The 21532-nt window shown below is 62.3% G+C and carries 21 protein-coding genes; 11 read left to right on the top strand and 10 right to left on the bottom strand.

Annotated elements, in window-relative coordinates:
* Positions 1 to 122 precede the first annotated feature (122 nt).
* Positions 123 to 1106 (bottom strand): threo-3-hydroxy-L-aspartate ammonia-lyase, encoded by a 984-nt coding sequence (locus EKL15_RS04185; RefSeq protein WP_193158988.1) that lies wholly within the window; start codon positions 1104 to 1106, stop codon positions 123 to 125.
* A gap of 93 nt (positions 1107 to 1199) precedes the next feature.
* Here EKL15_RS04185 and EKL15_RS04190 point away from each other — a divergent pair, with 93 nt between their 5' ends.
* The 6 genes from EKL15_RS04190 (at position 1200) to cobB (ending at position 6915) form a co-directional block, all read left to right on the top strand.
* A complete protein-coding gene (locus EKL15_RS04190) occupies positions 1200 to 1841 on the top strand; it encodes a transcriptional regulator (protein ID WP_038877816.1) in 642 nt (213 codons plus the stop codon).
* Positions 1842 to 1946: 105 nt separating this feature from the next.
* A complete protein-coding gene (lolC, locus tag EKL15_RS04195; protein WP_038877815.1) occupies positions 1947 to 3149 on the top strand; it encodes a lipoprotein-releasing ABC transporter permease subunit LolC in 1203 nt (400 codons plus the stop codon).
* Complete coding sequence (lolD, locus tag EKL15_RS04200) at positions 3142 to 3846, top strand: lipoprotein-releasing ABC transporter ATP-binding protein LolD (protein WP_004941120.1); 705 nt, start codon at positions 3142 to 3144, stop codon at positions 3844 to 3846. Before lolC ends, lolD begins: the two co-directional genes overlap by 8 nt.
* Positions 3846 to 5093 carry a lipoprotein-releasing ABC transporter permease subunit LolE gene (gene lolE / locus EKL15_RS04205; RefSeq protein ID WP_089185859.1) on the top strand — a complete coding sequence of 416 codons (1248 nt, stop codon included), beginning with the start codon at positions 3846 to 3848 and terminating at the stop codon, positions 5091 to 5093. Before lolD ends, lolE begins: the two co-directional genes overlap by 1 nt.
* A gap of 53 nt (positions 5094 to 5146) precedes the next feature.
* On the top strand, positions 5147 to 6067 hold the full coding sequence (gene nagK, locus EKL15_RS04210; protein WP_084826366.1) for an N-acetylglucosamine kinase: 921 nt from the start codon (positions 5147 to 5149) through the stop codon (positions 6065 to 6067).
* 11 nt (positions 6068 to 6078) lie between these two features.
* Entirely contained in the window at positions 6079 to 6915 is an 837-nt protein-coding gene (gene cobB, locus EKL15_RS04215) for a Sir2 family NAD+-dependent deacetylase (protein ID WP_089185860.1), read from the top strand.
* 48 nt (positions 6916 to 6963) lie between these two features.
* On the opposite strand, the gene potD is transcribed toward cobB, so the two are convergent.
* The 5 genes from potD to EKL15_RS04240 form a co-directional block, all read right to left on the bottom strand.
* Positions 6964 to 8007 carry a spermidine/putrescine ABC transporter substrate-binding protein PotD gene (gene potD / locus EKL15_RS04220; RefSeq protein ID WP_060419358.1) on the bottom strand — a complete coding sequence of 348 codons (1044 nt, stop codon included), beginning with the start codon at positions 8005 to 8007 and terminating at the stop codon, positions 6964 to 6966.
* 228 nt (positions 8008 to 8235) lie between these two features.
* Positions 8236 to 9018, bottom strand: a complete 783-nt coding sequence (potC, locus tag EKL15_RS04225; RefSeq protein ID WP_047727722.1) for a spermidine/putrescine ABC transporter permease PotC — start codon at positions 9016 to 9018, stop codon at positions 8236 to 8238.
* Positions 9015 to 9875 carry a spermidine/putrescine ABC transporter permease PotB gene (gene potB / locus EKL15_RS04230; RefSeq protein ID WP_089185861.1) on the bottom strand — a complete coding sequence of 287 codons (861 nt, stop codon included), beginning with the start codon at positions 9873 to 9875 and terminating at the stop codon, positions 9015 to 9017. The genes potC and potB overlap by 4 nt, the downstream gene beginning before the upstream one ends.
* Positions 9859 to 10974: a spermidine/putrescine ABC transporter ATP-binding protein PotA gene (potA, locus tag EKL15_RS04235; protein ID WP_060419354.1), complete on the bottom strand. Its 1116-nt coding sequence runs from the start codon at positions 10972 to 10974 to the stop codon at positions 9859 to 9861. The genes potB and potA overlap by 17 nt, the downstream gene beginning before the upstream one ends.
* Before the next feature lie 25 nt (positions 10975 to 10999).
* The gene (locus tag EKL15_RS04240) at positions 11000 to 11272 is read right to left on the bottom strand and encodes a hypothetical protein (RefSeq protein WP_126179550.1); all 273 of its coding nucleotides are present in this window, start codon (positions 11270 to 11272) and stop codon (positions 11000 to 11002) included.
* Between the two features lie 57 nt (positions 11273 to 11329).
* Between EKL15_RS04240 and pepT the strand changes: the two genes are divergently transcribed.
* Both pepT and EKL15_RS04250 read left to right on the top strand, forming a co-directional pair.
* Positions 11330 to 12559 carry a peptidase T gene (gene pepT, locus EKL15_RS04245; protein ID WP_004941154.1) on the top strand — a complete coding sequence of 410 codons (1230 nt, stop codon included), beginning with the start codon at positions 11330 to 11332 and terminating at the stop codon, positions 12557 to 12559.
* A 90-nt stretch (positions 12560 to 12649) separates the two neighbouring features.
* Positions 12650 to 13738: a malate/lactate/ureidoglycolate dehydrogenase gene (locus tag EKL15_RS04250; protein WP_060440163.1), complete on the top strand. Its 1089-nt coding sequence runs from the start codon at positions 12650 to 12652 to the stop codon at positions 13736 to 13738.
* A 41-nt stretch (positions 13739 to 13779) separates the two neighbouring features.
* On the opposite strand, the gene EKL15_RS04255 is transcribed toward EKL15_RS04250, so the two are convergent.
* The 3 genes from EKL15_RS04255 to phoP form a co-directional block, all read right to left on the bottom strand.
* Positions 13780 to 14901: a cupin domain-containing protein gene (locus EKL15_RS04255; RefSeq protein ID WP_033638200.1), complete on the bottom strand. Its 1122-nt coding sequence runs from the start codon at positions 14899 to 14901 to the stop codon at positions 13780 to 13782.
* Between the two features lie 84 nt (positions 14902 to 14985).
* Positions 14986 to 16443 carry a two-component system sensor histidine kinase PhoQ gene (phoQ, locus tag EKL15_RS04260; RefSeq protein ID WP_060440708.1) on the bottom strand — a complete coding sequence of 486 codons (1458 nt, stop codon included), beginning with the start codon at positions 16441 to 16443 and terminating at the stop codon, positions 14986 to 14988.
* A 5-nt stretch (positions 16444 to 16448) separates the two neighbouring features.
* Positions 16449 to 17120: a two-component system response regulator PhoP gene (phoP, locus tag EKL15_RS04265; protein WP_004941169.1), complete on the bottom strand. Its 672-nt coding sequence runs from the start codon at positions 17118 to 17120 to the stop codon at positions 16449 to 16451.
* A gap of 377 nt (positions 17121 to 17497) precedes the next feature.
* On the opposite strand from phoP, the gene EKL15_RS04270 reads away from it, so the two are divergent.
* Entirely contained in the window at positions 17498 to 18517 is a 1020-nt protein-coding gene (locus EKL15_RS04270) for an ADP-ribosylglycohydrolase family protein (protein ID WP_203088863.1), read from the top strand.
* 21 nt (positions 18518 to 18538) lie between these two features.
* Here the strand turns inward: EKL15_RS04270 and EKL15_RS04275 are convergent, their stop codons facing one another.
* The gene (locus EKL15_RS04275; RefSeq protein ID WP_194572122.1) at positions 18539 to 19303 is read right to left on the bottom strand and encodes a GntR family transcriptional regulator; all 765 of its coding nucleotides are present in this window, start codon (positions 19301 to 19303) and stop codon (positions 18539 to 18541) included.
* A gap of 135 nt (positions 19304 to 19438) precedes the next feature.
* Between EKL15_RS04275 and EKL15_RS04280 the strand changes: the two genes are divergently transcribed.
* Together EKL15_RS04280 and EKL15_RS04285 are read left to right on the top strand one after the other, a co-directional pair.
* Positions 19439 to 20953, top strand: coding sequence for a PLP-dependent aminotransferase family protein (locus EKL15_RS04280; protein ID WP_203088865.1), 1515 nt, complete (start codon positions 19439 to 19441; stop codon positions 20951 to 20953).
* 115 nt (positions 20954 to 21068) lie between these two features.
* Positions 21069 to 21521 carry a GNAT family N-acetyltransferase gene (locus EKL15_RS04285; RefSeq protein ID WP_049202749.1) on the top strand — a complete coding sequence of 151 codons (453 nt, stop codon included), beginning with the start codon at positions 21069 to 21071 and terminating at the stop codon, positions 21519 to 21521.
* The last annotated feature ends 11 nt before the right edge of the window (positions 21522 to 21532 follow it).

Below are 21532 nucleotides of genomic sequence, written 5' to 3' on the forward strand. Positions count from 1 at the left end.
CGTTCCGGCACGGATAACCCAGCGCCTTTATGCTGTTTATAGTAGCCCAGCGGCCGCCAAACTGACACAGCAAAAAGCGCTATACCCTGATGTTCCGCCTGTTATTTAACCGATGCGCCGCGTTAATTTTCGCCGGCCAGGGCGAGATAGTGCGCAATCTTGTCGACGTCAAGGTTGCCGCCGCTGACGATAACGCCGACCTTTTTACCGTGCAGATCGAGCAGGCCGTTCATCGCCGCCGCGGCCGCCAGGCAGCCGGTCGGCTCAACCACCATTTTCATCCGCTCCATAAAGAAGCGCATTTGCCGACACAGCTGGGCGTCGCTGACCGTCAGAATGCCTTCGACATATTCTTGAATGATCGGGAAGGTCAGCCGCCCGACCTGTTGGGTCTGCGCGCCGTCGGCAATGGTTTTCGGCACCGGGATGTGCACCGGTTCACCGCGCTGAAAGGCTTGCTGAACGTCGTTGCCGGCTTCGGGCTCGACGCCGAACACGCGGCAGCCCGGCGACCAGTGATGCGCCGCTACCGCGCTGCCGGCCAGCAGGCCGCCGCCGCCGGTGCACACCAACAGCAGATCCAATGGCCCGGTCTCTTCAAACAGCTCCTTGGCGGCGGTGCCCTGGCCGGCGATCACCTGCGGATAATCGTACGGTGGCACCAGCGTCAGGCCCCGCTCTGCGGCCAGGCGTCGGGTGATTTCTTCACGATCTTCGCTGTGGCGCTGATAGATGACCACGTTGGCGCCGTAGCCGCGCGTCGCCGCCAGCTTGGCCGCAGGGGCGTCATGGGGCATTACGATGGTGGCGCTAACGCCCAATTCGCGCGCCGCCAGCGCCATCGCCTGTGCGTGGTTGCCGGATGAAAAGGCGATTACCCCGGCCCGACGCTGCTCTGCGCTGAGTTGCGCGATGGCGTTATAGGCGCCGCGAAATTTGAAGGCGCCGATGCGCTGAAAATTCTCGCACTTGAAGAACAGCTGCGCGCCGGCGATCTGGTCGGCCTGGCGCGAAGTCATGACCGGCGTGCGCAGGGCATGCCCGGCGATAACGTCGGCGGCGGTGGCAATATCGGTGGCGGTGATGCAGCGTGGGACTGAACTCATGGCGACCTCGCACAGGTAAGTGATGGACGATACATTGCTTGGTGTGGATTTTTAATTTACTCTTTGTAAAGTTATTGTCAAATGGTTAACTTAATGAGCGATCTCAGGCAGGAAAATGCGCTGTTGCTGCGCGAAGCGGAAAAAATTGTTCAGGCGCTGGGCGTGATGTTCGCGCCCGGTTGCGAAGTGGTGCTGCACGATCTGACCCAGCCCGATCGCGCCATTGTCGCCATCGCCAACAATCTGTCCAACCGCCGCATCGGCGACGCCGCGACGGAAATGGGGCTGGAGCGCATCGCGTCGCCGGAGTTTCCAGACGTGGTGCAGAACTACGCCAGCGTGTTTCCGGACGGGCGCCCGGCCAAGAGCACCTCGATCGGCCTGCGCAATAGCCAGGGCCGCTTTGTGGCGGCGATTTGCCTCAATCTGGATGTGTCTATCTTCAACAGCGTCACCGCTATCCTGCAGCAGCTGACGGCGGTGGTGCAAAGCGCCGCGCCGCAGGCGGCGGAGAGTGCACGCTCGCTGTCGGACATCGCCGCGGCGATCAACGCGTTCGCCGCGTCGCATGCCACCCAGCCGCGCGCTTTGTCTTCCGAACAGCGGTTTCAGGTGGTGCAACAGCTGAAGCAGCAAGGGTATTTGCAACTGCGCGGCGCGGCCACCATGGTGGCCGAAGCGCTCGGCATCTCGCGGGTGTCGGTCTATAACCTGCTCAAGCGAGACGCCGGATGAGGGGCCGCCCGGCGCAATAAAAGGCCGCCGGGTGTTCCCTAAACGAGGGAGAGCCTTTATTATCCATGATCACTTTGCTTAAGCCACGGCTATCAAACGGATTTCATGTATCAACCTGTCGCGTTATTCATTGGCCTGCGCTACATGCGCGGGCGAGCCTCAGACCGCTTCGGGCGGTTTGTTTCCTGGCTTTCCACCATCGGCATTACGCTGGGGGTGATGGCGTTGGTCACCGTGCTGTCGGTGATGAACGGTTTCGAAAAGGATCTGGAGAACAACATCCTCGGCCTGATGCCGCAGGCGTTGGTTACCAGTCCGCAAGGATCGGTCAACCCGCAGCAGCTGCCGGCCTCCGAGGTGCAGAAGCTGCAGGGCGTCACGCGCGTCGCACCGCTGACCACCGGTGACGTGGTGCTGCAAAGCGCCCGCAGCGTGGCGGTCGGGGTGATGCTCGGCGTCAATCCCGACGAAGCCGATCCGCTGACCCCGTATCTGGTCAACGTCAAGCAGCAACAGCTGCAGCCGGGCCAATACAACATCATCATCGGCGAACAGCTGGCGGGGCAACTCGGCGTCAAGCGCGGCGATTCGCTGCGCGTGATGGTGCCGAGCGCCAGCCAGTTCACACCGATGGGCCGCATACCCAGCCAGCGCCTGTTCACCCTTATCGGCACCTTCCACGCCAACAGCGAGGTGGACGGCTATCAGCTGCTGGTCAACCAACAGGACGCTTCGCGCCTGATGCGCTACCCGGCGGGCAACATCACCGGCTGGCGCCTGTTCCTGCAGCAGCCGCTGGCGGTCGATACCCTCAGCCAACAGGCGCTGCCGGCGGGCACGGTCTGGAAAGACTGGCGCGATCGCAAGGGCGAGCTGTTCCAGGCGGTGCGCATGGAGAAAAACATGATGGGGCTGCTGCTCAGCCTGATCGTGGCGGTGGCGGCGTTTAACATCATTACGTCGCTCGGCCTGCTGGTGATGGAAAAGCAGGGCGAGGTCGCCATTCTGCAGACCCAGGGGCTGACTCGCCGCCAGATCATGTCGGTGTTTATGGTGCAGGGCGCCAGCGCCGGCATCATCGGTTCGCTGCTCGGCACGCTGCTCGGCGTGCTGCTGGCCACCAACCTGAATAACCTGATGCCGATCCTCGGCGCCTTGATCGACGGCGCTTCGCTGCCGGTGGCGGTCGATCCGCTGCAGGTAACGATCATCGCCGTGGTGGCGATGGCGGTTTCCTTGTTGTCAACGCTTTATCCTTCATGGCGCGCTGCCGCCGTACAACCCGCTGAGGCTTTACGTTATGAGTAACCATCTTTTGCTGCAGTGTGACAACCTGTGCAAGACCTATCAGGAAGGCAATCTGCACACCGACGTGCTGCGCAATGTCAGCTTTGCCATGCAGCAGGGCGAGATGATGGCGATCGTCGGCAGCTCGGGTTCCGGCAAGAGTACCCTGTTGCACCTGCTGGGTGGGTTGGACTCACCGACCTCCGGCGAGGTGATCTTCAAGGGCGAATCGCTGAACGCCATGTCTTCGGCGGCCAAGGCCGAGCTGCGCAACCGCCAGCTGGGCTTCATCTATCAGTTTCACCATTTGCTGCCGGACTTCACCGCGCTGGAAAACGCCGCCATGCCGCTGCTGATCGGCGGCGCCAAGCCGGCGCAGGCGCAGGAGAAGGCGCGGGAGATGCTGGCGGCGGTCGGGCTGGAAAAACGCAGCAAGCACCGCCCGTCCGAGCTCTCTGGCGGCGAGCGTCAGCGCGTGGCGATCGCGCGCGCGCTGGTCAACAACCCGGCGCTGGTGCTGGCGGACGAACCGACCGGTAACCTGGACAAACGCACCGCAGACAGCATCTTCGATCTGCTGGGCGAGCTGAACGTGCGTCAGGGCACCGCTTTTCTGGTGGTGACGCACGATCTGCAGCTGGCCAAGCGCCTGAGCCGCCAGCTGGAAATGGCCGACGGCCACCTGCAGGCGCAGCTGACCCTGATGGGGGCCGAGTAATGGCGGGAGCCTCACTGTCCTTCCTGACGGCCCTGCGTTTCAGCCGCGGCCGTAAACGCGGCGGCATGGTGTCGCTGATCTCGGTCATCTCCACCATCGGCATTGCGCTAGGGGTGGCGGTGCTGATCGTCGGCCTGAGCGCGATGAACGGTTTTGAGCGCGAGCTGAAGAACCGCATTCTGGCGGTGGTGCCGCACGGCGAACTCGAGCCGGTCAATCAGCCGTTCAGCGGCTGGCCGTCGATTCTGCAGCGGGTGGAAAAGGTGCCGGGCATTGTGGCCGCCGCGCCGTACATCAACTTTACCGGCCTGATGGAGAACGGCGCGCAGCTGCGCGCGGTGGAAGTCAAAGGCGTTGATCCGCAGCAGGAGAGCCGACTGAGCGCGCTGCCGCAGTACGTGCAGGGCGACGCCTGGGCCAACTTCAAGCCCGGCGAGCAGCAGGTGATCCTCGGCAAGGGCGTGGCCGACGCGCTGGGCGTCAAGCAGGGCGCCTATGTGACGGTGATGATCCCCAACAGCGACCCGGAAATGAAGCTGCTGCAGCCGAAGCGCATCCGTCTGCACGTGACCGGCATTTTGCAGCTCAGCGGCCAGCTCGATCACAGCCTGGCGCTGGTGCCGCTGGCCGATGCGCAGCAGTATCTCGACATGGGTGACAGCGTCACGGGCATCGCCCTCAAGATGAACGACGTGTTCGCCGCCAATAAACTGGTGCGCGACGCCGGCGAAGTGACCAATTCTTATATCTACATCAAAAGCTGGATCGGCAAGTACGGCTACATGTATCGCGATATCCAGATGATCCGCGCCATTATGTACCTGGCGATGGTGCTGGTGATAGGCGTGGCTTGCTTCAACATCGTGTCCACGCTGGTAATGGCGGTGAAAGACAAAAGCGCCGACATCGCGGTGCTGCGCACCCTGGGCGCCAAAGACGGCTTTATCCGCGCCATCTTCATCTGGTACGGGCTGCTGGCCGGGCTGCTGGGCAGCCTGAGCGGCGTAGTGATCGGGTTGATCGCCTCGCTGCAGCTGACCAACATCATCCGGGGCATCGAGAAACTGGTCGGCCACTCCTTCCTGTCGGGCGATATCTACTTCATCGACTTCCTGCCTTCCGAGCTGCACTGGCTGGACGTGCTGATCGTGCTGGCGACCGCCATCGTGCTGAGCCTGTTGGCCAGTTGGTATCCGGCCAGGCGCGCCAGCCGCATCGACCCGGCGCGGGTGCTGAGCGGACAATAAAACCCACGGGGAGGCAGCGATGCCGCCCCGTTTTTTTAGCCTGGGGATGGGTTATGTACTACGGTTTCGATATGGGCGGCACCAAGATTGAGCTGGGGGTATTCGACGACCACCTGCAGCGTATTTGGCAAAAGCGGGTGCCGACGCCGCGTGAAGATTACCGGCAGCTGCTGGCCACGCTGTGCGATCTGACCCTTGAGGCGGATGCGTTTTGCGGCCGGCGCGGCAGCGTCGGCATCGGCATCCCCGGTCTGCCCAACGACGATGACGGCACGCTGTTTACCGCCAACGTGCCGGCGGCGATGGGGCGGCCGCTGCCGCGCGATCTGGCGGCGCTGATCGGGCGCGAGGTGCGGGTCGATAACGACGCCAACTGCTTTGCGCTGTCGGAGGCCTGGGACGACGAGTTTCGCCGCTACCCGACGGTGCTGGGCATCATCCTCGGCACCGGCGTAGGCGGCGGGCTGGTCGTCGACGGCAAGACGGTGCCTGGGCGTAACTATATTGCCGGCGAGTTCGGCCATTTGCGCCTGCCGGTGGACGCGCTCGAGGTCTTGGGGCGTGATGTGCCTCGCGTTGCCTGCGGGTGCGGCCATCAGGGTTGCATTGAAAATTACATATCGGGCCGCGGTTTCGAATGGATGTACGCCCATTTCTATGGCCGGCACTTGCCTGCCACCGAGATCATTGCGCATTATCAGGCAGGTGAGCCGCAGGCGGTGGCTCACGTCGACCGCTTTATGGACGTGCTGGCGATCTGCCTGGGCAACCTGCTGACGGTGCTGGATCCGCACCTGGTGGTGATCGGCGGCGGGCTGTCGAACTTCGACGCCATTTACCAGGCGTTGCCGCAGCGGCTGCCGGCGCATCTGCTGCGGGTGGCCCGGCTGCCGCGCATCGAGAAGGCGCGCTATGGCGACGCCGGCGGCGTGCGCGGCGCAGCGTTCCTCAATTTGGTAAACAGGGAAAAGTAAGGAGAGAGTTAATGCACACTCGCCATCGGCTGTGTCAGTTTCGCAAGAGTAAGCATGTGCTGCATCAGCGCTTTCGTTCACGCATTTTTCACCGTGACACCATGGCGGCGGCCGAGCTGAAAAAGCCGTTTGTGGTGGTGTTGACCGGCGCCGGCATTTCGGCCGAATCGGGCATTCGCACCTTCCGCGCCGCGGATGGGCTGTGGGAAGAGCACCGGGTGGAGGACGTCGCCACGCCGGAAGGTTTTCAGCGCGATCCGGCGCTGGTGCAGGCGTTTTACAACGAACGCCGCCGCCAGCTGCAGACGGAGGAGATCGCCCCGAACGCCGCGCACCGCGCGCTGGCGGATCTGGAAGAGTGGCTGGGGGACAACTTCCTGCTGGTCACGCAAAACATCGATAACCTGCATGAGCGCGCCGGCAGCAAGCGAGTGCTGCACATGCACGGCGAATTGCTGAAGGTGCGCTGCACCCAGTCGGGCCAGGTGTTCGAATGGCCTGGCGATCTCAGCGTCGACGATCGTTGCCACTGCTGCCAGTTCCCGGCGCCGCTGCGGCCGCACGTAGTGTGGTTCGGCGAGATGCCGCTGGGCATGGACGATATTTATCAGGCGCTGAGCAAGGCCGATTTCTTCGTCGCCATCGGCACCTCCGGCCACGTCTATCCGGCGGCCGGCTTCGTGCATGAGGCGCGGCTGGGCGGCGCCTACGCCATGGAGCTGAATCTGGAGCCGAGCCAGGTGGAGAGCCAGTTCGACGAGAAACACTACGGCCTGGCCAGCGAAGTGGTGCCGCGTTTTGTGCACAAATTCCTGGTGGGCAAGGTGGAGCGGGCCGACAGGCCCTGAGAAAGGCATCAGGGCGCACTGCGCGCCCTGATGGGATGGCGGGGCGTGTTAGCGCCCGGCTTTCAGCTTTTGGAAGTAGCTTTCGTACAGCGTGCTGGCGTCGCCGACGTCGTTTTGCCACTCGCCGTGCTCAATCACCGCCTTATCCGGGTAGAGTGACTTGTCGTTGGCGATCTCCGGCGACAGCAGCTTCTTCGCCGCCAGGTTCGGCGTCGGGTAACCGATGGTTTCCGCCACCTGCACCGCGATTTCCGGCCGCAGCAGGAAGTCGATCAGTTTCAGTGCCCCCTCGACGTTGCGCGCATTGGCCGGAATGGCCAGGCTGTCCATCCAGAAGATCCCGCCTTCCTTCGGCCAGACGATCTCCAGCGGCGTGCCGGCCTGGCGCGCCACGAAGGCCGAACCGTTCCACACCATACCGACGTTGACTTCCCCTTCCATAAACGGGTTGCCCGGGTTGTCGGAGTTGAAGGCCAGCACGTTCGGCATCAATTTCTGCAGTTCGTGATAGGCGGCTTCGATCTCTTTCGGGTCGGTGGTGTTGCCGGAATAGCCCAGCTTGAGCAGCGCCATCTGGAACACTTCGCGCGCGTCGTCGGTCAGCAGCAGGCGGCCTTTGTACTGCGGCTGCCACAGATCGGCCCAGGACGTGACGGTAGAGGGCTCCTGCGCATCGCTGTTAACGCCGATGGCGGTGGCGCCCCAGATATAGGGGATGGAATAGTCGTTGTTAGGATCGAACGGCTTGTTCAGCAGGGCAGGATCGAGATCCTTGAAGTGGCTGAGCTTGCTCTTGTCGATTTTTTGCAGCATGCCTTCCTTGCTCATCTTGGCGATGAAGTAGGTGGAAGGCACCACCAGATCGTACGCGCCGTCTTTATAGGTCTTCAGCTTGGCGTACATGCTTTCGTTGGATTCATAGGTGGAATAGATCACCTTGATGCCGGTTTCCTTGGTGAACTGCTCCAGCAGCCCCGGCGGGACGTATTCAGTCCAGTTATAGAAATACAGCGTTTTGCCGTCAGAGGCGTTTGCAGAGCAGAAACTCAGCGCCATCATCCCGGCTGCGAGCAGATGTGACCACTTTTTCATGCAGCGTATCCTTCAGCAGTAATGAGCCGAACCCGTATGGGCAAACCGTTTGGCGGCCGCGCCATACCCCAGAAAGGGGCCATTATAGGGGCCGGGGCGGGGTGGGTAAAGGCGGTTATCCCAGCGGCAAATCAGCGGGTTAACCGAGCCTGGCCGATCAAAAACGGCCGCAGTCATATCACTGCGGCGAATGAAAGAGTCGGGCGCTGCCGCGCCCGGCGGGAAGGGCTACTCGGCCTTGGGCGAGCGATCGCGCATCACCCACTGGCTGGCGATCACCAGCACCAGCGACAGCAGCAGCAAAATGGTGGCCAGCGCGTTGACCTCCGGCGAGACGCCGACTTTCACCATCGAATAGATCTTCAGCGGCAAGATTTCGTAGCTCGGCCCGGTGACGAAGGAGGAGACGACCACGTCGTCCATCGACAGGGTGAAGCTCAGCAGCCAGCCGGCCGCCACCGCCGGCATCGCCAGCGGCAGGATGATCTTGCGCAGAATGGTGAACTCGCTTGCGCCGAGATCGCGCGCGGCCTCCAGCATCTTCACGTCGAACCCTTTCAGGCGCGCGTAGACGGTCACCACCACGAACGGCAGGCAAAAGGTGATGTGCGAGAACAGCAGCGACCAGAAGCCGAGCGAAATGCCGAGCAGCATGAACAGCACCAGCAACGAGATGGCCATCACGATGTCCGGCGACATCATCACCACGAACAGCATGCCGCCAACGAACGGCTTGCCGCGGAAGCGGTAACGGTACAGCGCCACCGCGGTCAGCGAGCCGATCAGCGTGGCGAAGGTGGCGGAGAGCACCGCCATGGTCAACGAGTGGCCGGCGGCCTGCAGCAGGCTGTCGTTATTCAGCAGCGTGCTGTACCACTTGGTGGTGGCTCCTTGCCAACTGATGCCGAAGCGCGAAGCGTTGAAGGAGTTGACGATCAGGATGACGATCGGGATATACAGGTAGGCGTATACCAGCGTCATAAAGCCGCCGCGCAGCAGACGTCCGATCATGCCAGATCCTCCTTCTTGTTCAGCAGGCGGGCGGCCCGGTAATAGACCAGCAGCAACAGCCCCATCACCAGCGTCAGGCAGATGCTGGTGGCCGCGCCGAACGGCCAGTCGCGGATATTGAGGAACTGGCTTTTAATCACGTTGCCGATCAGCAGATTCTTGGCGCCGCCCATCAGATCGGCGACGAAGAACAGCCCCATCGCCGGTAGCACCACCAGCAGGCAGCCGGCGATAATGCCCGGCATGGTCAGCGGCACGATGATGCGGATAAAGGTCTGCAGCTTGCTGGCGCCGAGATCGCGCGCTGCCTCCAGGCAGGACTTATCGAGTTTTTCGATGCTGGAGTAGAGCGGCATCACCATAAACGGCAGCAGGATATACACCAGGCCGAGGATCACCGCTTCCGAGGTGTACATGATGCGCAGCGGCTTGTCGATGATGCCGATCCACAGCAGCGCGTCGTTGAGATAGCCGCGGGTGCTGAGAAACAGCTTCAGGCCGTAGATGCGGATCAGCGAGTTGGTCCAGAAGGGCACGATCAGCAGAAACAGCAGCAGCGACCGCACCTTCTGCGGCAACCGCGCCAGAATAAAGGCGAACGGATAGCCAATCACCAGGCAGCACAGGGTGGCGATCAGCGCCATGTTCAGCGAGTGCAGCAGCACCTGGGCATACAACGGATCGAACAAGCGCCGATAGTTATCCAGCGTGAACACCATCTGCACCAGATTGGCGTCGTCGCGGGTCAGGAAGCTGGTGGCGATGATCATCAGGTTCGGCATGAACACGAACAACAGCAGCCAGGCGACGACGCCGACGATCACCACATTCTGGAAGACTTTACGCGATTTCTTCATCGGCCAGCACCACCTCCCAGCTTTCAACCCAGGTCACCGCCATCTTCTGGTTGAGCGAGTGGTCGACGTCCGGATCGTCTTCATTGAAGAACTCGCTGACCATCACCGTTTTACCGCTCTCCAGCTCAACCACCGACTCCAGCGTCATGCCTTTGTAGTTGCGTTCGCGCACGTAGCCGATCAGCCCGTCGTGCTGCGCGCTGTCGTTCACTTCTTCTACCCGCAGATCCTCCGGGCGCAGCAGCACCTTCAGCTTTTGGCCCGGCTCTACCGGCAGATCGGCATAGATGTCGCACTCGCGGCCTTCGACGTTGGCGCGCACCCGCTGCGCATCGAGGCGCTGCAAGACCACCGCGTCGAAGATGTTGATCTCGCCGATAAAGCTGGCGACGAACAGGTTCTTCGGCTCTTCGTAGATCTCACGCGGCGTGCCGTCTTGCTCGATGCGGCCTTCACGCATCACCACGATGCGATCCGACATGGTCAGCGCTTCTTCCTGATCGTGGGTGACGAACACGAAGGTGATGCCCAGCTTGCGCTGCAGCGCCTTCAGCTCGTTCTGCATCTGTTTGCGCAGCTTGTAGTCCAGCGCCGACAGCGATTCGTCCAGCAGCAGCACCTTCGGCTTGTTGACCACTGCGCGGGCGATGGCCACGCGCTGCTGTTGGCCGCCGGAGAGCTGGCCCGGCCGCCGCTTGGCGAACGCATCCAGCTGCACCATGCGCAGCGCCTCTTCGACGCGCGGCGTCAGTTCTGCCGCCGGCACCTTTTGCATGCGCAGGCCAAAGGCGACGTTGTCGAACACCGACATGTGCGGAAACAGGGCATAGCTCTGAAACACGGTGTTGACGTGGCGATGTTCGGCCGGAATGGCGGTGATGTCCTGGCCGTCGAGCACGATGCGGCCCCGATCGGCGTCTTCAAGACCGGCGATCAGGCGCAGCACCGTGGTTTTGCCACAGCCGGAGGGGCCGAGAATGGTGAGGAATTCGCCGTGGTTAATCGCCAGTTCGAGATCGGCAATGATGGTTTTGCCATCGAACGCTTTGCTCAGGGCATGCAGTTCAACAAGGGGAGTCAGAGAGGATGTCTCAGTCATTTATCGTATTACTCTATCCCGTGGGCTAATGCAGATAGAACCGCAACTGGAAAAGACTGCCGGAGCTTGCGGAATGCCCGCTGATCAAATGAAGCTCAAACCAGTTGCGCCAATGGAAATTTTTCGAGCGCGCATGATAGACGCTGAATGCCGGAATTGAAAGCCGATCCGGCCCAGATGCCGCGTTTTTCATCATGATAGCGACAAATGACCCTGTGATGACAGTGTTATTTCCCTCAGAAATCATCACAAAGATTAATGATATTGGCGAATTCTGGTTAAAAATGACCTGACGCAATATTTGATCCTGATCGGTTCCGCATAATGAAACGCGATATTCTGAGGGGCCGCTACCATGGACAAATTACTTGACCGCTTTTTCAACTACGTCTCTTTCGACACCCAGTCCAAAGCGAACGTAAAGCATGTGCCGAGCACCGACGGGCAGTTGAAGCTGGCGCGTGCGTTGCAGCAGGAAATGATCGCGCTCGGCTTCGAGCGGGTGTCGCTCAGCGAACACGGCTGCGTGATGGGCACCTGGCCGGGCAACGTCGCCTGGCCGGTGCCGGCGGTCGGTTTTATCGCCCATCTGGATACCTCGCCGGATTTCAGCGGCAAACACGTCAATCCGCAGATCGTCGAGAACTATCGCGGCGGCGACATCGCGCTCGGCATCGGCGATGAGGTGCTGTCGCCGGTGATGTTCCCGATCCTGCACCAGATGCTGGGGCAGACCCTGATCACTACCGACGGCAAAACGCTGCTGGGCGCCGACGACAAGGCCGGCATCGCCGAGATCCTCACCGCCATGGTGCGCCTGCGCGCGCGCAAAATCCCGCACGGCGACATCCGCGTGGCCTTCACCCCGGACGAGGAGGTGGGCAAGGGGGCGCAGCTGTTCGACGTGGCGGCCTTCAATGCCGAATGGGCTTACACCGTGGACGGCGGCGGCGTCGGCGAGCTCGAGTGCGAGAACTTCAACGCCGCCTCGGTGACGATCAAAATCCTCGGCAACAGCGTGCACCCCGGCAGCGCCAAGGGCGTGATGGTCAACGCGCTGTCGCTGGCCACCCGTATTCATCAGGCGTTGCCGGCGGACGAAGCGCCGGAGACCACCGAAGGCTACCAGGGCTTTTATCACCTCAGCAGCATCAAGGGCAGCGTAGAGCGCGCCGAAATGCACTATATCCTGCGCGACTTCGAGCGCGAGGGGTTTGAAGCGCGCAAGCGCAAGATGGTGGACATCGCCCGCGAGGTCGGCAAAGGCCTGCCGCGCGATTGCTATATCGAAGTGAGCATCGAAGACAGCTATTACAACATGCGCGAACAGGTGGCGGAGCACCCGCATGTGATCGCGCTGGCGCAGCAGGCGATGCGCGACTGCGACATCGAACCGGTGATGAAGCCGATCCGCGGCGGCACCGACGGCGCGCAGCTGTCGTTCCGCGGCCTGCCGTGCCCGAACCTGTTCACCGGCGGCTACAACTACCACGGCAAGCACGAATTCGTGACCCTGGAAGGCATGGAGCAAGCGGTGGCGGTGATCATGCGCATCGCGGCGCTGGCCGCCGAGCGGGCGCGGTAAACGGGACGCTTGCGATCGGCATAATCGCTTGCCGTAACAAGGCGTTGCTCATAGTGTGGAAGCCTATTCCCCACGCATAAGGACCGCATGATGAGCACCGAATACCGTATCGCCAGCCCGCATTTGGCGCAGTTCGTTCAGGCGATTTGGCGCCAGGCCGGCAGCACGGCGCGCGAAGCCGAGCTGGTGGCCGATCATCTGGTGCAGGCTAATCTGGCCGGGCACGACTCGCACGGCGTCGGCATGATCCCCAGCTACATGGCGTCGTTGGCGCAGGGGCAATTGCAGCTCAATCAACATGCCGAGGTGGTGCGCGACGCCGGCGCGGTGCTGACGCTCGACGGTGCGCGCGGCTTCGGTCAGGTGGTGGCCAGCGAAGCGATGGCGCTGGGCATTGAACGCGCAGGCAAGCTGGGCCTGGCGGCGGTGGCGCTGCACAACGCGCACCATATCGGCCGCATAGGCCATTGGGCGGAGCAGTGCGCCCGCGCCGGTTTTATCTCGATTCACTTCGTCAACGTGGTGGGCGATCCGATGGTGGCGCCGTTCGGCGGTAGCGATCGTCGCTTCGGCACCAACCCGTTCTGCGCCATTTTCCCGCGGCCGGGCCGCACGCCGCTGCTGTTGGATTTTGCCACCAGCGGTATCGCCTTCGGCAAGACCCGGGTGGCCTATAACAAAGGGCTGTTGGTAGCGCCGGGCTATCTGATCGACGAACACGGGCAGCCGACCACCGAACCGAAAGTGATGCACGAAGCGCCGTTCGGTTCGCTGCTGCCGTTCGGCTTGCACAAAGGCTATGCGCTGGCGGCGATGTGCGAAATCCTCGGCGGCGCGCTCTCCGGCGGCCGCACCACCCACGACGCCACGCTGAAAGCCGACAGCGACGCCATCTTCAACTGCATGACGACCCTGATCCTCGATCCTCAGGCCTTCGACGCCCCGCAAATGCAGGCCGAGGCCGAAGCCTTTATCGGCTGGGTGAAAGCTTCGCCGCCGAGCGGCGAACAGCCGATCGCCGTCCCGGGAGAGTGGGAAGAGGCCAACCGCGCGGCGCGGCTGGAGCAGGGCATCCCGATCGATGCCAATACCTGGCGGCAGATTTGTGCGGCGGCGGAGCAGGCGGGCATGGCGGCGGGGGAACTGGCGGATTACCGCGCACAGGCGCGGCAGGCATAAAAAAAGCCACCCGGCAGGGTGGCTTGTTCGCGTGACCGCAATCAGTCGTTAAAGTACCAATACCCGCTGTTGACCAGCGCGGTCAGCAGCGCCAGGAACGACGGGTCGTCCACCGCGTCGCCGAGCAGGGCGGCATCGACGCTGAAGTTTTGGCACAGGGCGTCTGCGGCCTGCAGCTGGTCGGTGTCGATCAGCTCGCCGTTGACGAAGCAACGATCGCCGACGCGCAGCACGCGCAACCCACCCAGGCGCTGTAGCGCTTCACCCTGTTGCAGCAGCTCGTAGATTTCCCCGGCCTGATACGGTGGCTCCGGCGGCGCCAGATCCAGCTCGTGGCGCGACTGGGAGATGAACTCGCCGAACCAGTGCTGGAAGTGTTCCGGCTGTTGCACCAGATCCAGCATCATCTGCCGTAAGGCGTCCACTTCCTGCGGCAGGATCTCCGCCGGGTGTTCGCGCAGTTTAACGTCCGGATCGCCGTAGCGCTTGCTGCCCAGCTCGCGCGCCAGCACGTAGTCGGCGAAGCCGCTCACCAGCTCGCGGCCGTTCGGTGCGCGGAAGCCCACCGAGTAGTTGAGCGCGTTTTCCAGCGCGTAGCCTTCGTGCGGGAAGCCCGGCGGAATATAGAGAATGTCGCCCGGTTCCATCTCTTCGTCGATGATGGCGTCGAACGGTTCCACCTGCAGCAGATCCGGATGCGGGCAGTGCTGTTTCAGCGGCGTTTTTTCCCCGACGCGCCAGCGGCGGCGGCCGGTGCCCTGAATGATGAACACGTCGTACTGATCGAGGTGCGGGCCGACGCCGCCGCCCGGTACCGAGAAGGAGATCATCAGGTCATCCATCCGCCAGTCCGGCAGCTGGCGGAACGGGCGCATCAGCGCTGCGGAAGGCTCATGCCAGTGGTCCACCGCCTGCACCAGCAGCGACCAGTTGTTTTCGCTCAGGTGGTCGAAGCTCTCGAAGGGGCCGTGCGCAACCTGCCAACGGCCGTCCTGGTGGCTGACCAGGCGGCTGTCCACTTCGTTTTCCATCGCCAGCCCGGCCAGCTCATCCGGGGAGATCGGATCGATAAAGTTTTTGAAGCCGCGCTTCAGAATCACCGGACGCTTTTGCCAATAACGTTGCAAAAAATCGTTCCAGTCCAGGTCTAATTGATAATCCATGTTCTATTCCAGGAGAGAGGAGTGAGCCTGAGTGCGATTATAACGGAAGTTTGGCCCCGTGGATCGGGGCCGCAGAGGCATAATTTACTCGTTGTGGTGGGTGTCGTGCTGGCGGGCGAAGGTGACCTGCATGCGCGCGCCGCCGAGCGGGCTGTCGCTGATGACGATTTCGCCGTCGTACTGCTCGATGATCTCCGCCGCCACCGACAGGCCCAGGCCCTGGCCGGGGCGCAGGGTATCCACCCGCTGGCCGCGCTGGAAGATCAGCTGGCGCTTGCTTTCCGGGATCCCCGGGCCGTCGTCGTCGATGACGATGGTGAGGTTTTTCTCGGAGTGCAGCGAGGTGATCTCAACGAACTCCAGGCAGTATTTGCAGGCGTTTTCCAACACGTTGCCCATCACTTCCATAAAGTCGTTCTTCTCGCCCATAAAGGTCACCTCCGGCGAGATGTCCAGCGTGATCACTACCCCTTTGCGCTGATAAACCTTGTTCAGCGCCACCACCAGGCTGTCGAGCAGCGCCGGCACCGAGTGGATCTCGCGCGTCAGCACCGTCTGGCCGGAGTTGATGCTGGCCCGGTGCAGGTAGTAACCGATCTGCTGCGAGATGCGCCCGATCTGATCCAGCATGATCGGCTCGGCTTCTTCGATGGTGGTCTGTTTGCCGCTGCGCAGCGAACGCAGGGTACTTTGCAGCACCGCCAGCGGCGTTTTCAGGCTGTGGGTCAGATCCGACAGGGTAGTGCGATACTTGGTGTAACGCTGGCGCTCGTTGCGCACCAGAATGTTCAGATTGCGCACCAGCCCGCGCAGTTCACTGGGCGGATTTTCGTCGAGCTGATCGCGCTCGCCGTTCTCCAGCTCGCCCACCTGAGTGACCAGCGCCTTGATCGGCCGCAGGCTCCAGTAGGCCGCCAGCCACAGCAGCGGCACCACCAGCAGCAGGTTGGCCAACAGTACGTAGCTGAACCACTCCCACACCACGTCGGATCGCTGCAGCTCCTGCGGAATGCTGTCGACCACCACGATGGTCAGCGCCGGCAGCCGAGGCGTGGCGGCATAGGTGTTGACCGCCACCGAGTGGGTCAGCGCGTTCTGATCGGTATCGTCGTAATCTTTCAGCTGGTTTTGCGCTTTGGGGTTGTCCCCCAGCACTTCGCTACTGACGCGGGTGTCGGTGTCGATTTCGTAGAAGCCGGACTCCTCCAGCCACTCCTTGTTGATCAGCTTCTCCAGCTCCGGCACTTTGCGCTGGCTCCACAGCAGGTTGCCTTTATCGTCGTAGATAAACACCAGCGTCGGGAAGTTGAGATCGATATCGGGGGGAATGGCGATGGTGAGCTTGTTGTCTTTCCACTGCGCCAGGCTGAAGAACAGGTTGCTCTCGCCGCGCAGCAGGCGGAAGGCGGTCTTGTCGAAGCTGACGATGTAGCCGACGACCGCCACCAAACCGTAAGAGAGCGACAGCGCCAGGATCACCCCGGCGGTCGCCATCAGGAAGCGGGCGCGCAGCGAAAACGGTTTTTTATTCTTGTTGAACATCATGTTCACTTCGCGTCAAAACGATAGCCCTGGCCACGTACCGTGGTGATCACTTCATGCGGGTATTCCGCCTGCACCTTTTTACGCAAGCGGCCCATCAGCACGTCGATGGTGTGGCTTTCGCGCAGTTCGGCGTCCGGGTAGAGTTGCAGCATCAACGAATCCTTGCTCACCACCTTGCCGGCGTTGCGGATCAGGGTCTCGATGATGGTGTATTCAAAAGCGGTCAGCTTGATTTGCTGATCGTTAACGCTCAGTTCGCGGCGCGACAGATCGATCTGGAACGGCGGCAGCACGATCACCTGCGAAGCCAGGCCGCTGTTGCGGCGCATCAGCGCCTGCATGCGGGCGATCACTTCTTCCAGGTGGAACGGCTTGGTGACATAGTCGTCGGCGCCGGCTTCCAGCACCGCCACTTTGTCCTGCCAGCTTTCGCGGGCGGTCAGCACCAGGATCGGCAGCTTGGTCTGGTGCGCGCGCCAGCGGCGGATCAGGCTCAGGCCGTCTTCACCCGGCAGGCCGAGATCGACGATGGCGATATCCGGCGCGTGTTCCTGCAGGAAGTAATCGGCTTCCTTGGCGTCTTCGGCCGCGTCGACCTGATGGCCCATCTCGCGCATCTGAACGGAAAGGTGGTGGCGCAGCAAACCATTATCTTCAACAACCAGTACTCGCATGGCGAACTCCTGTGACTATGCGGGTGAACGTCCTGTCACCCACGCGATAAAAGGGAACACGCTCTGCGGCGTGTCAGGGGATAACGCGGCCACCTGAACCATTTTGGCAAAAAATGCTGAGGTTATGGTAGGTATAACCCGCTCGGCCCGCAAGAGAGCCGAAGCAATGTATTAAAATAAGCGTTATCAATTTGTTCGCCGACATTATCGGCAAGCTCTGATAAACGTCGGATAAACAGCGGCGGGGCAACGTTAAACGCACCTTAAACGCGGTGGGCATTGCCGGCAGGCGGAAGGGTGAACCGGATCGCTTGAAAAGCTTTAAAGGTACTAATAAGGTATTATTGATGTATCGGCACACTTTTCAGGAGCGACGGATGAAGCAGTTAACCCAGGCAGAACGCATAGCGGGCGCACTTTACGGACAGATGCTGGGCGACGCGCTCGGCATGCCTTCCGAGCTGTGGCCGCGCGAGCGGGTTAAGCGCCACTTCGGCTGGATAGACGGCTTTCTCGATGGGCCGAAGGAGAACACCGCCGCCTGCTACTTCAAGGCCGGGCAATATACCGACGATACCGCGATGGCATTGGCGTTGGCCGATGCGTTGCTGGAAGCAGAAGGCGAGGTGGTGCCGGAACTGATTGCCCGCAACGTGATCCGCTGGGTGGACGGTTTTGATGCCTTCAACAAGAACATTCTCGGCCCCAGTTCCAAACTGGCGCTGAGCGAGCAGAAAGCGGGCACGCCGATCGCCGAGTTGGAAAACAACGGCATCACCAACGGTGCGGCGATGCGCATTTCGCCTTTGGGCTGCGTGCTGCCTTCCGCGCCGCTGGAGGATTTCTGCCAGCAGGTGTGGCTGGCCTCCAGCCCGACGCACAAATCCGACATCGCCGTTGCCGGTGCAGTGGCGATCGCCTGGGCCGTCGCGCGGGCGGTGGAGGGGGCGGACTGGGCCTCGATTCGCCTGGCGTTGCCGGAGGTGGCGGAGTATGCCCAGCGCCGGCAGGAGACGACGTTCAGCCCTTCGCTGGCGGCGCGCATCGAACTGGCGTTTCAGGTGGTGGATGAAGCCGCTGACACCGAGCAGGCCTCCGAACGGGTGTATCAGCTGATCGGCGCCGGGGTGAGCACCATCGAGTCGGTGCCCGCTGCGCTGGCGATGGTGCAGCTGGCGCAAACCGATCCTACCCGGTGCGCCGTGCTGTGCGCTAACCTGGGCGGTGACACCGACACCATCGGCGCGATGGCCACCGCGATTTGCGGCGCGCTGCACGGCGCAGAAGCGATCGAACCTGGGTTGCTGGCGGAGTTAAAACGGGTGAATCCGCTGGATATCGAGGCTTACGTTCGGGCGTTCGCGCGTTTTCGCCGCCGCCAACAGGGCGAGGCGTAAGCGACCGCGTGACGCAACGGATCAGCTTTCGCTGGTAAATTCGTACATGTCGCTGCGGCAGAAGCTTTCGCTGTATTCGATCGGCTTTTTATGGTGGTCGAACAGCGTCTGGCGCACGATCAGCAGCGGCATCGGTTCCGAGAGCCGCAGCGCCTGACGGATATCGTCGTCGGCCATCGCCGCGCTGACCTGGCTGCGCAGCGATCCCATCTCAACCTTATTGCGCCGGAAGTAGTCGTACAGCGAAATGCCGATCTCGTCGACGTTGGCAATTGCCGTCACCACCACGTAGGACACCGCCACTGACATTGGCCGCCGATCGATCAAGTGAATGCGTTTGAGTTTGTAGATTGGCGTACCGGCCGCCAGCTGGAGCTTTTCAGCCAGCTCAGCGCCGGCGGCCATCCGTTCGCGGCTGATCCATTGCGTGTCCGGCCGGCGCCCTTGCTGTATCACCTCGCGCGAGAATCCTTTGACGTCTGCCAATGAATAGAACAGCTTCGGCTCGGGCCGTTGCGGTTGGATAAAGGTGCCGTAACCGCGCGAACGGCCGATGATACCGTCCTGCTCGAGGCAGGCCAGCGCTTTGCGCACCGTGATGCGTGAGATGCCGAGCCGTTCGGTGAACAGGCGCTCGCTGGGCAGAAAATCCCCCGAATTCAGCAACCCCTGTTCGATGGCCTGGCGCACCGAGGCGTTGAAGCGCAAATACAGCGGCATCGCGCCCGCACTGGCCAGATCCTGCTGCAGTTTGTCCAGCAGACGCTGGTTGGTCTCCTTGCTCATAGCCGACGGAAGTCCTGTAGCCGCAATGCGATGGCTTATTTAAGGGGATTTCGCCGGGCAGTGCAACTGCCGCCGCCGCCGGGGTGAAATGAGGTAGAGTAGTGCATCGGCCCCAGAGCCAGGAGAAATCCCCTCATGAGCGACACCCCACGACACGCGGACGATGCGGCGATCCTGTCCGCCTTCGCACAGCAGCGCCGGCAAGGCCTGACCCGGCGTTCTGCGCTGCATCAGGCCCTGTTGCAACTGATTGCCGCCGGAGAACTGCCCTGGCGGACGAAGCTGCCGCCAAGCCGTGTGTTGGCGGTCCGGCTGGCGGTGGCGCGCGACACGGTGGAACAGACCTACGCTCGGCTGGAGGCGGAAGGGTTCATCAGCCGAACGGTGGGGCGCGGCAGCTTTGTGCGCTATCGCTGCGACACGCTGCTCGGCCGCGAACTGCTGGCGGCGACGACGGAGCAAGAAGCGCGGCTGGCGGAGCGCGAGCTGAGCGACCGCGGCCGGGCGTTGCTGGCGGTCAGCCATACGCCGCACACCAGCCGCCAGGCTTCGCTGACGCCTTCGCTGGCGGATCTGCGGGCGTTTCCCATCGACCAGTGGCTGCAGCGGGAGAAGCAGGCGCTGCGGCAGCACGGCGAGCGGCTGTTGGGGTATGCCGATCCGCAAGGGTTGCCGGAGCTGCGCGCGGAGATCGCGCACTACTTGCAGCGGGAGCGGGGCGTCAAGGCGACGGCGGAGCAGGTGATCGTAGTGACCAGCTCTCAGCAGGCGCTGGCGCTGTGTACCCAGGTGCTGTTCGATCCCGGCGATGCGGTATTCGTCGAAGAGCCGGGTTACCAGGGGGCGAAAAAGCTGGTGCAGTCGGCGGGGCTGCAGGCGCGGCCGATCGGCATCGACGGGCAGGGGCTGGATGTCGGGCAGCTAATGCAGGCCTCGGGCGGCGGACGGGGCGTTTATATCACGCCGTCCCATCACTATCCGCTGGGGTATTCGCTGAGCCTCGATCGGCGGCTGGCGCTGTTGCAGTGGGCGCAGCGGCAGCGAGCCTGGATCATCGAGGACGATTACGACGCCGAGTTCAACTACGACCGGCAAACCAAGGCGGCGCTGCAGGGGTTGGACGGCGGCGGGCGCACGCTGTACCTCGGCACCTTCAGCAAGACGCTGTTTCCGGGGCTGCGCATCGGTTTCATGATCGCGCCGCCGCAGCTGGTGCGGCCATTGGTCGCCGCTAGGCAGTTTCAGGACGGCTACACGTCGGCGCTGGCGCAGATGACGCTGTTCCACTTCCTGCACGAGGGCGGCTACGCCGAGCATCTGCGTAATATGCGCACGCTGTACAAGGCGCGGCTGGACGCGCTGTACGACGCGGTGCATCGTCACCTGGCGGCCTGGACGCGTCCGGCGCTGCCGCAGGGCGGGCTGCAGCTGGTTTGCCCGTTGGCGGATGCGGCGACGGAGCGGCGGCTGGTGGCGGCGGCCGCCGAGCGAGGGATTCGGCTGTACGGCCTGGCGGACTTCTACACCGGCACGCCGCAGCGCGGGGCGTTGGTGCTCGGTTTCTCGGCCTATACGCCGGATGAGATCGTGCGCTTTATCGCGACGCTGGCGCAGGTGTTCAACGCGCTGTCGGTGGCAAGCGACGGCTAAAATTGGTCTGCTCTGCGTTTTGAATTGGTCCGTATTGCACCGCCGCCGTGCGGTGTATTCTGCCGCTATCCGATTATTTCCCTAATGGAAATAATATCTTACTCCGTGAGGCGCTATGAACCTATCCAACCCTGAAGTGACTATCCGCAGAATCAATGGCGACGACAAAGCGCAATGGCTGGCGCTGTGGCAGGGCTATCTCGATTTTTACCGCGCCGACGTGGCGCCGCAGGTGACCGATCGCACCTTCGAACGCCTGGGGCAGGATGAACAGGTGTACGGGCTGGTGGCAGAGGATGCCGAGGGCCGGCTGCTGGGGCTGATGAACCTGGTGTTCCACCCGTCCACCTGGAGCGCGGTCGGCTATTGTTATATCGAAGATCTCTATGTGTCGCCGCAGGCGCGCGGCCACAAGGTGTCGGAAAAGCTGTTCGAACAGGCATACCGATTGGCAGAGACGCGCGGCAGCGATCGGGTCTACTGGATGACCCAGGAGTACAACGCGCCGGCGCGCTCGCTGTACGACAAAATCGGCAGAAGAAGCTCGTTTATCGTTTATTCCCGTTAATCGCAGGAGGG

Origin of the sequence: Serratia sp. 4542 (assembly GCF_016805595.1) — a bacterium.
Lineage (GTDB): Bacteria > Pseudomonadota > Gammaproteobacteria > Enterobacterales > Enterobacteriaceae > Serratia > Serratia nevei.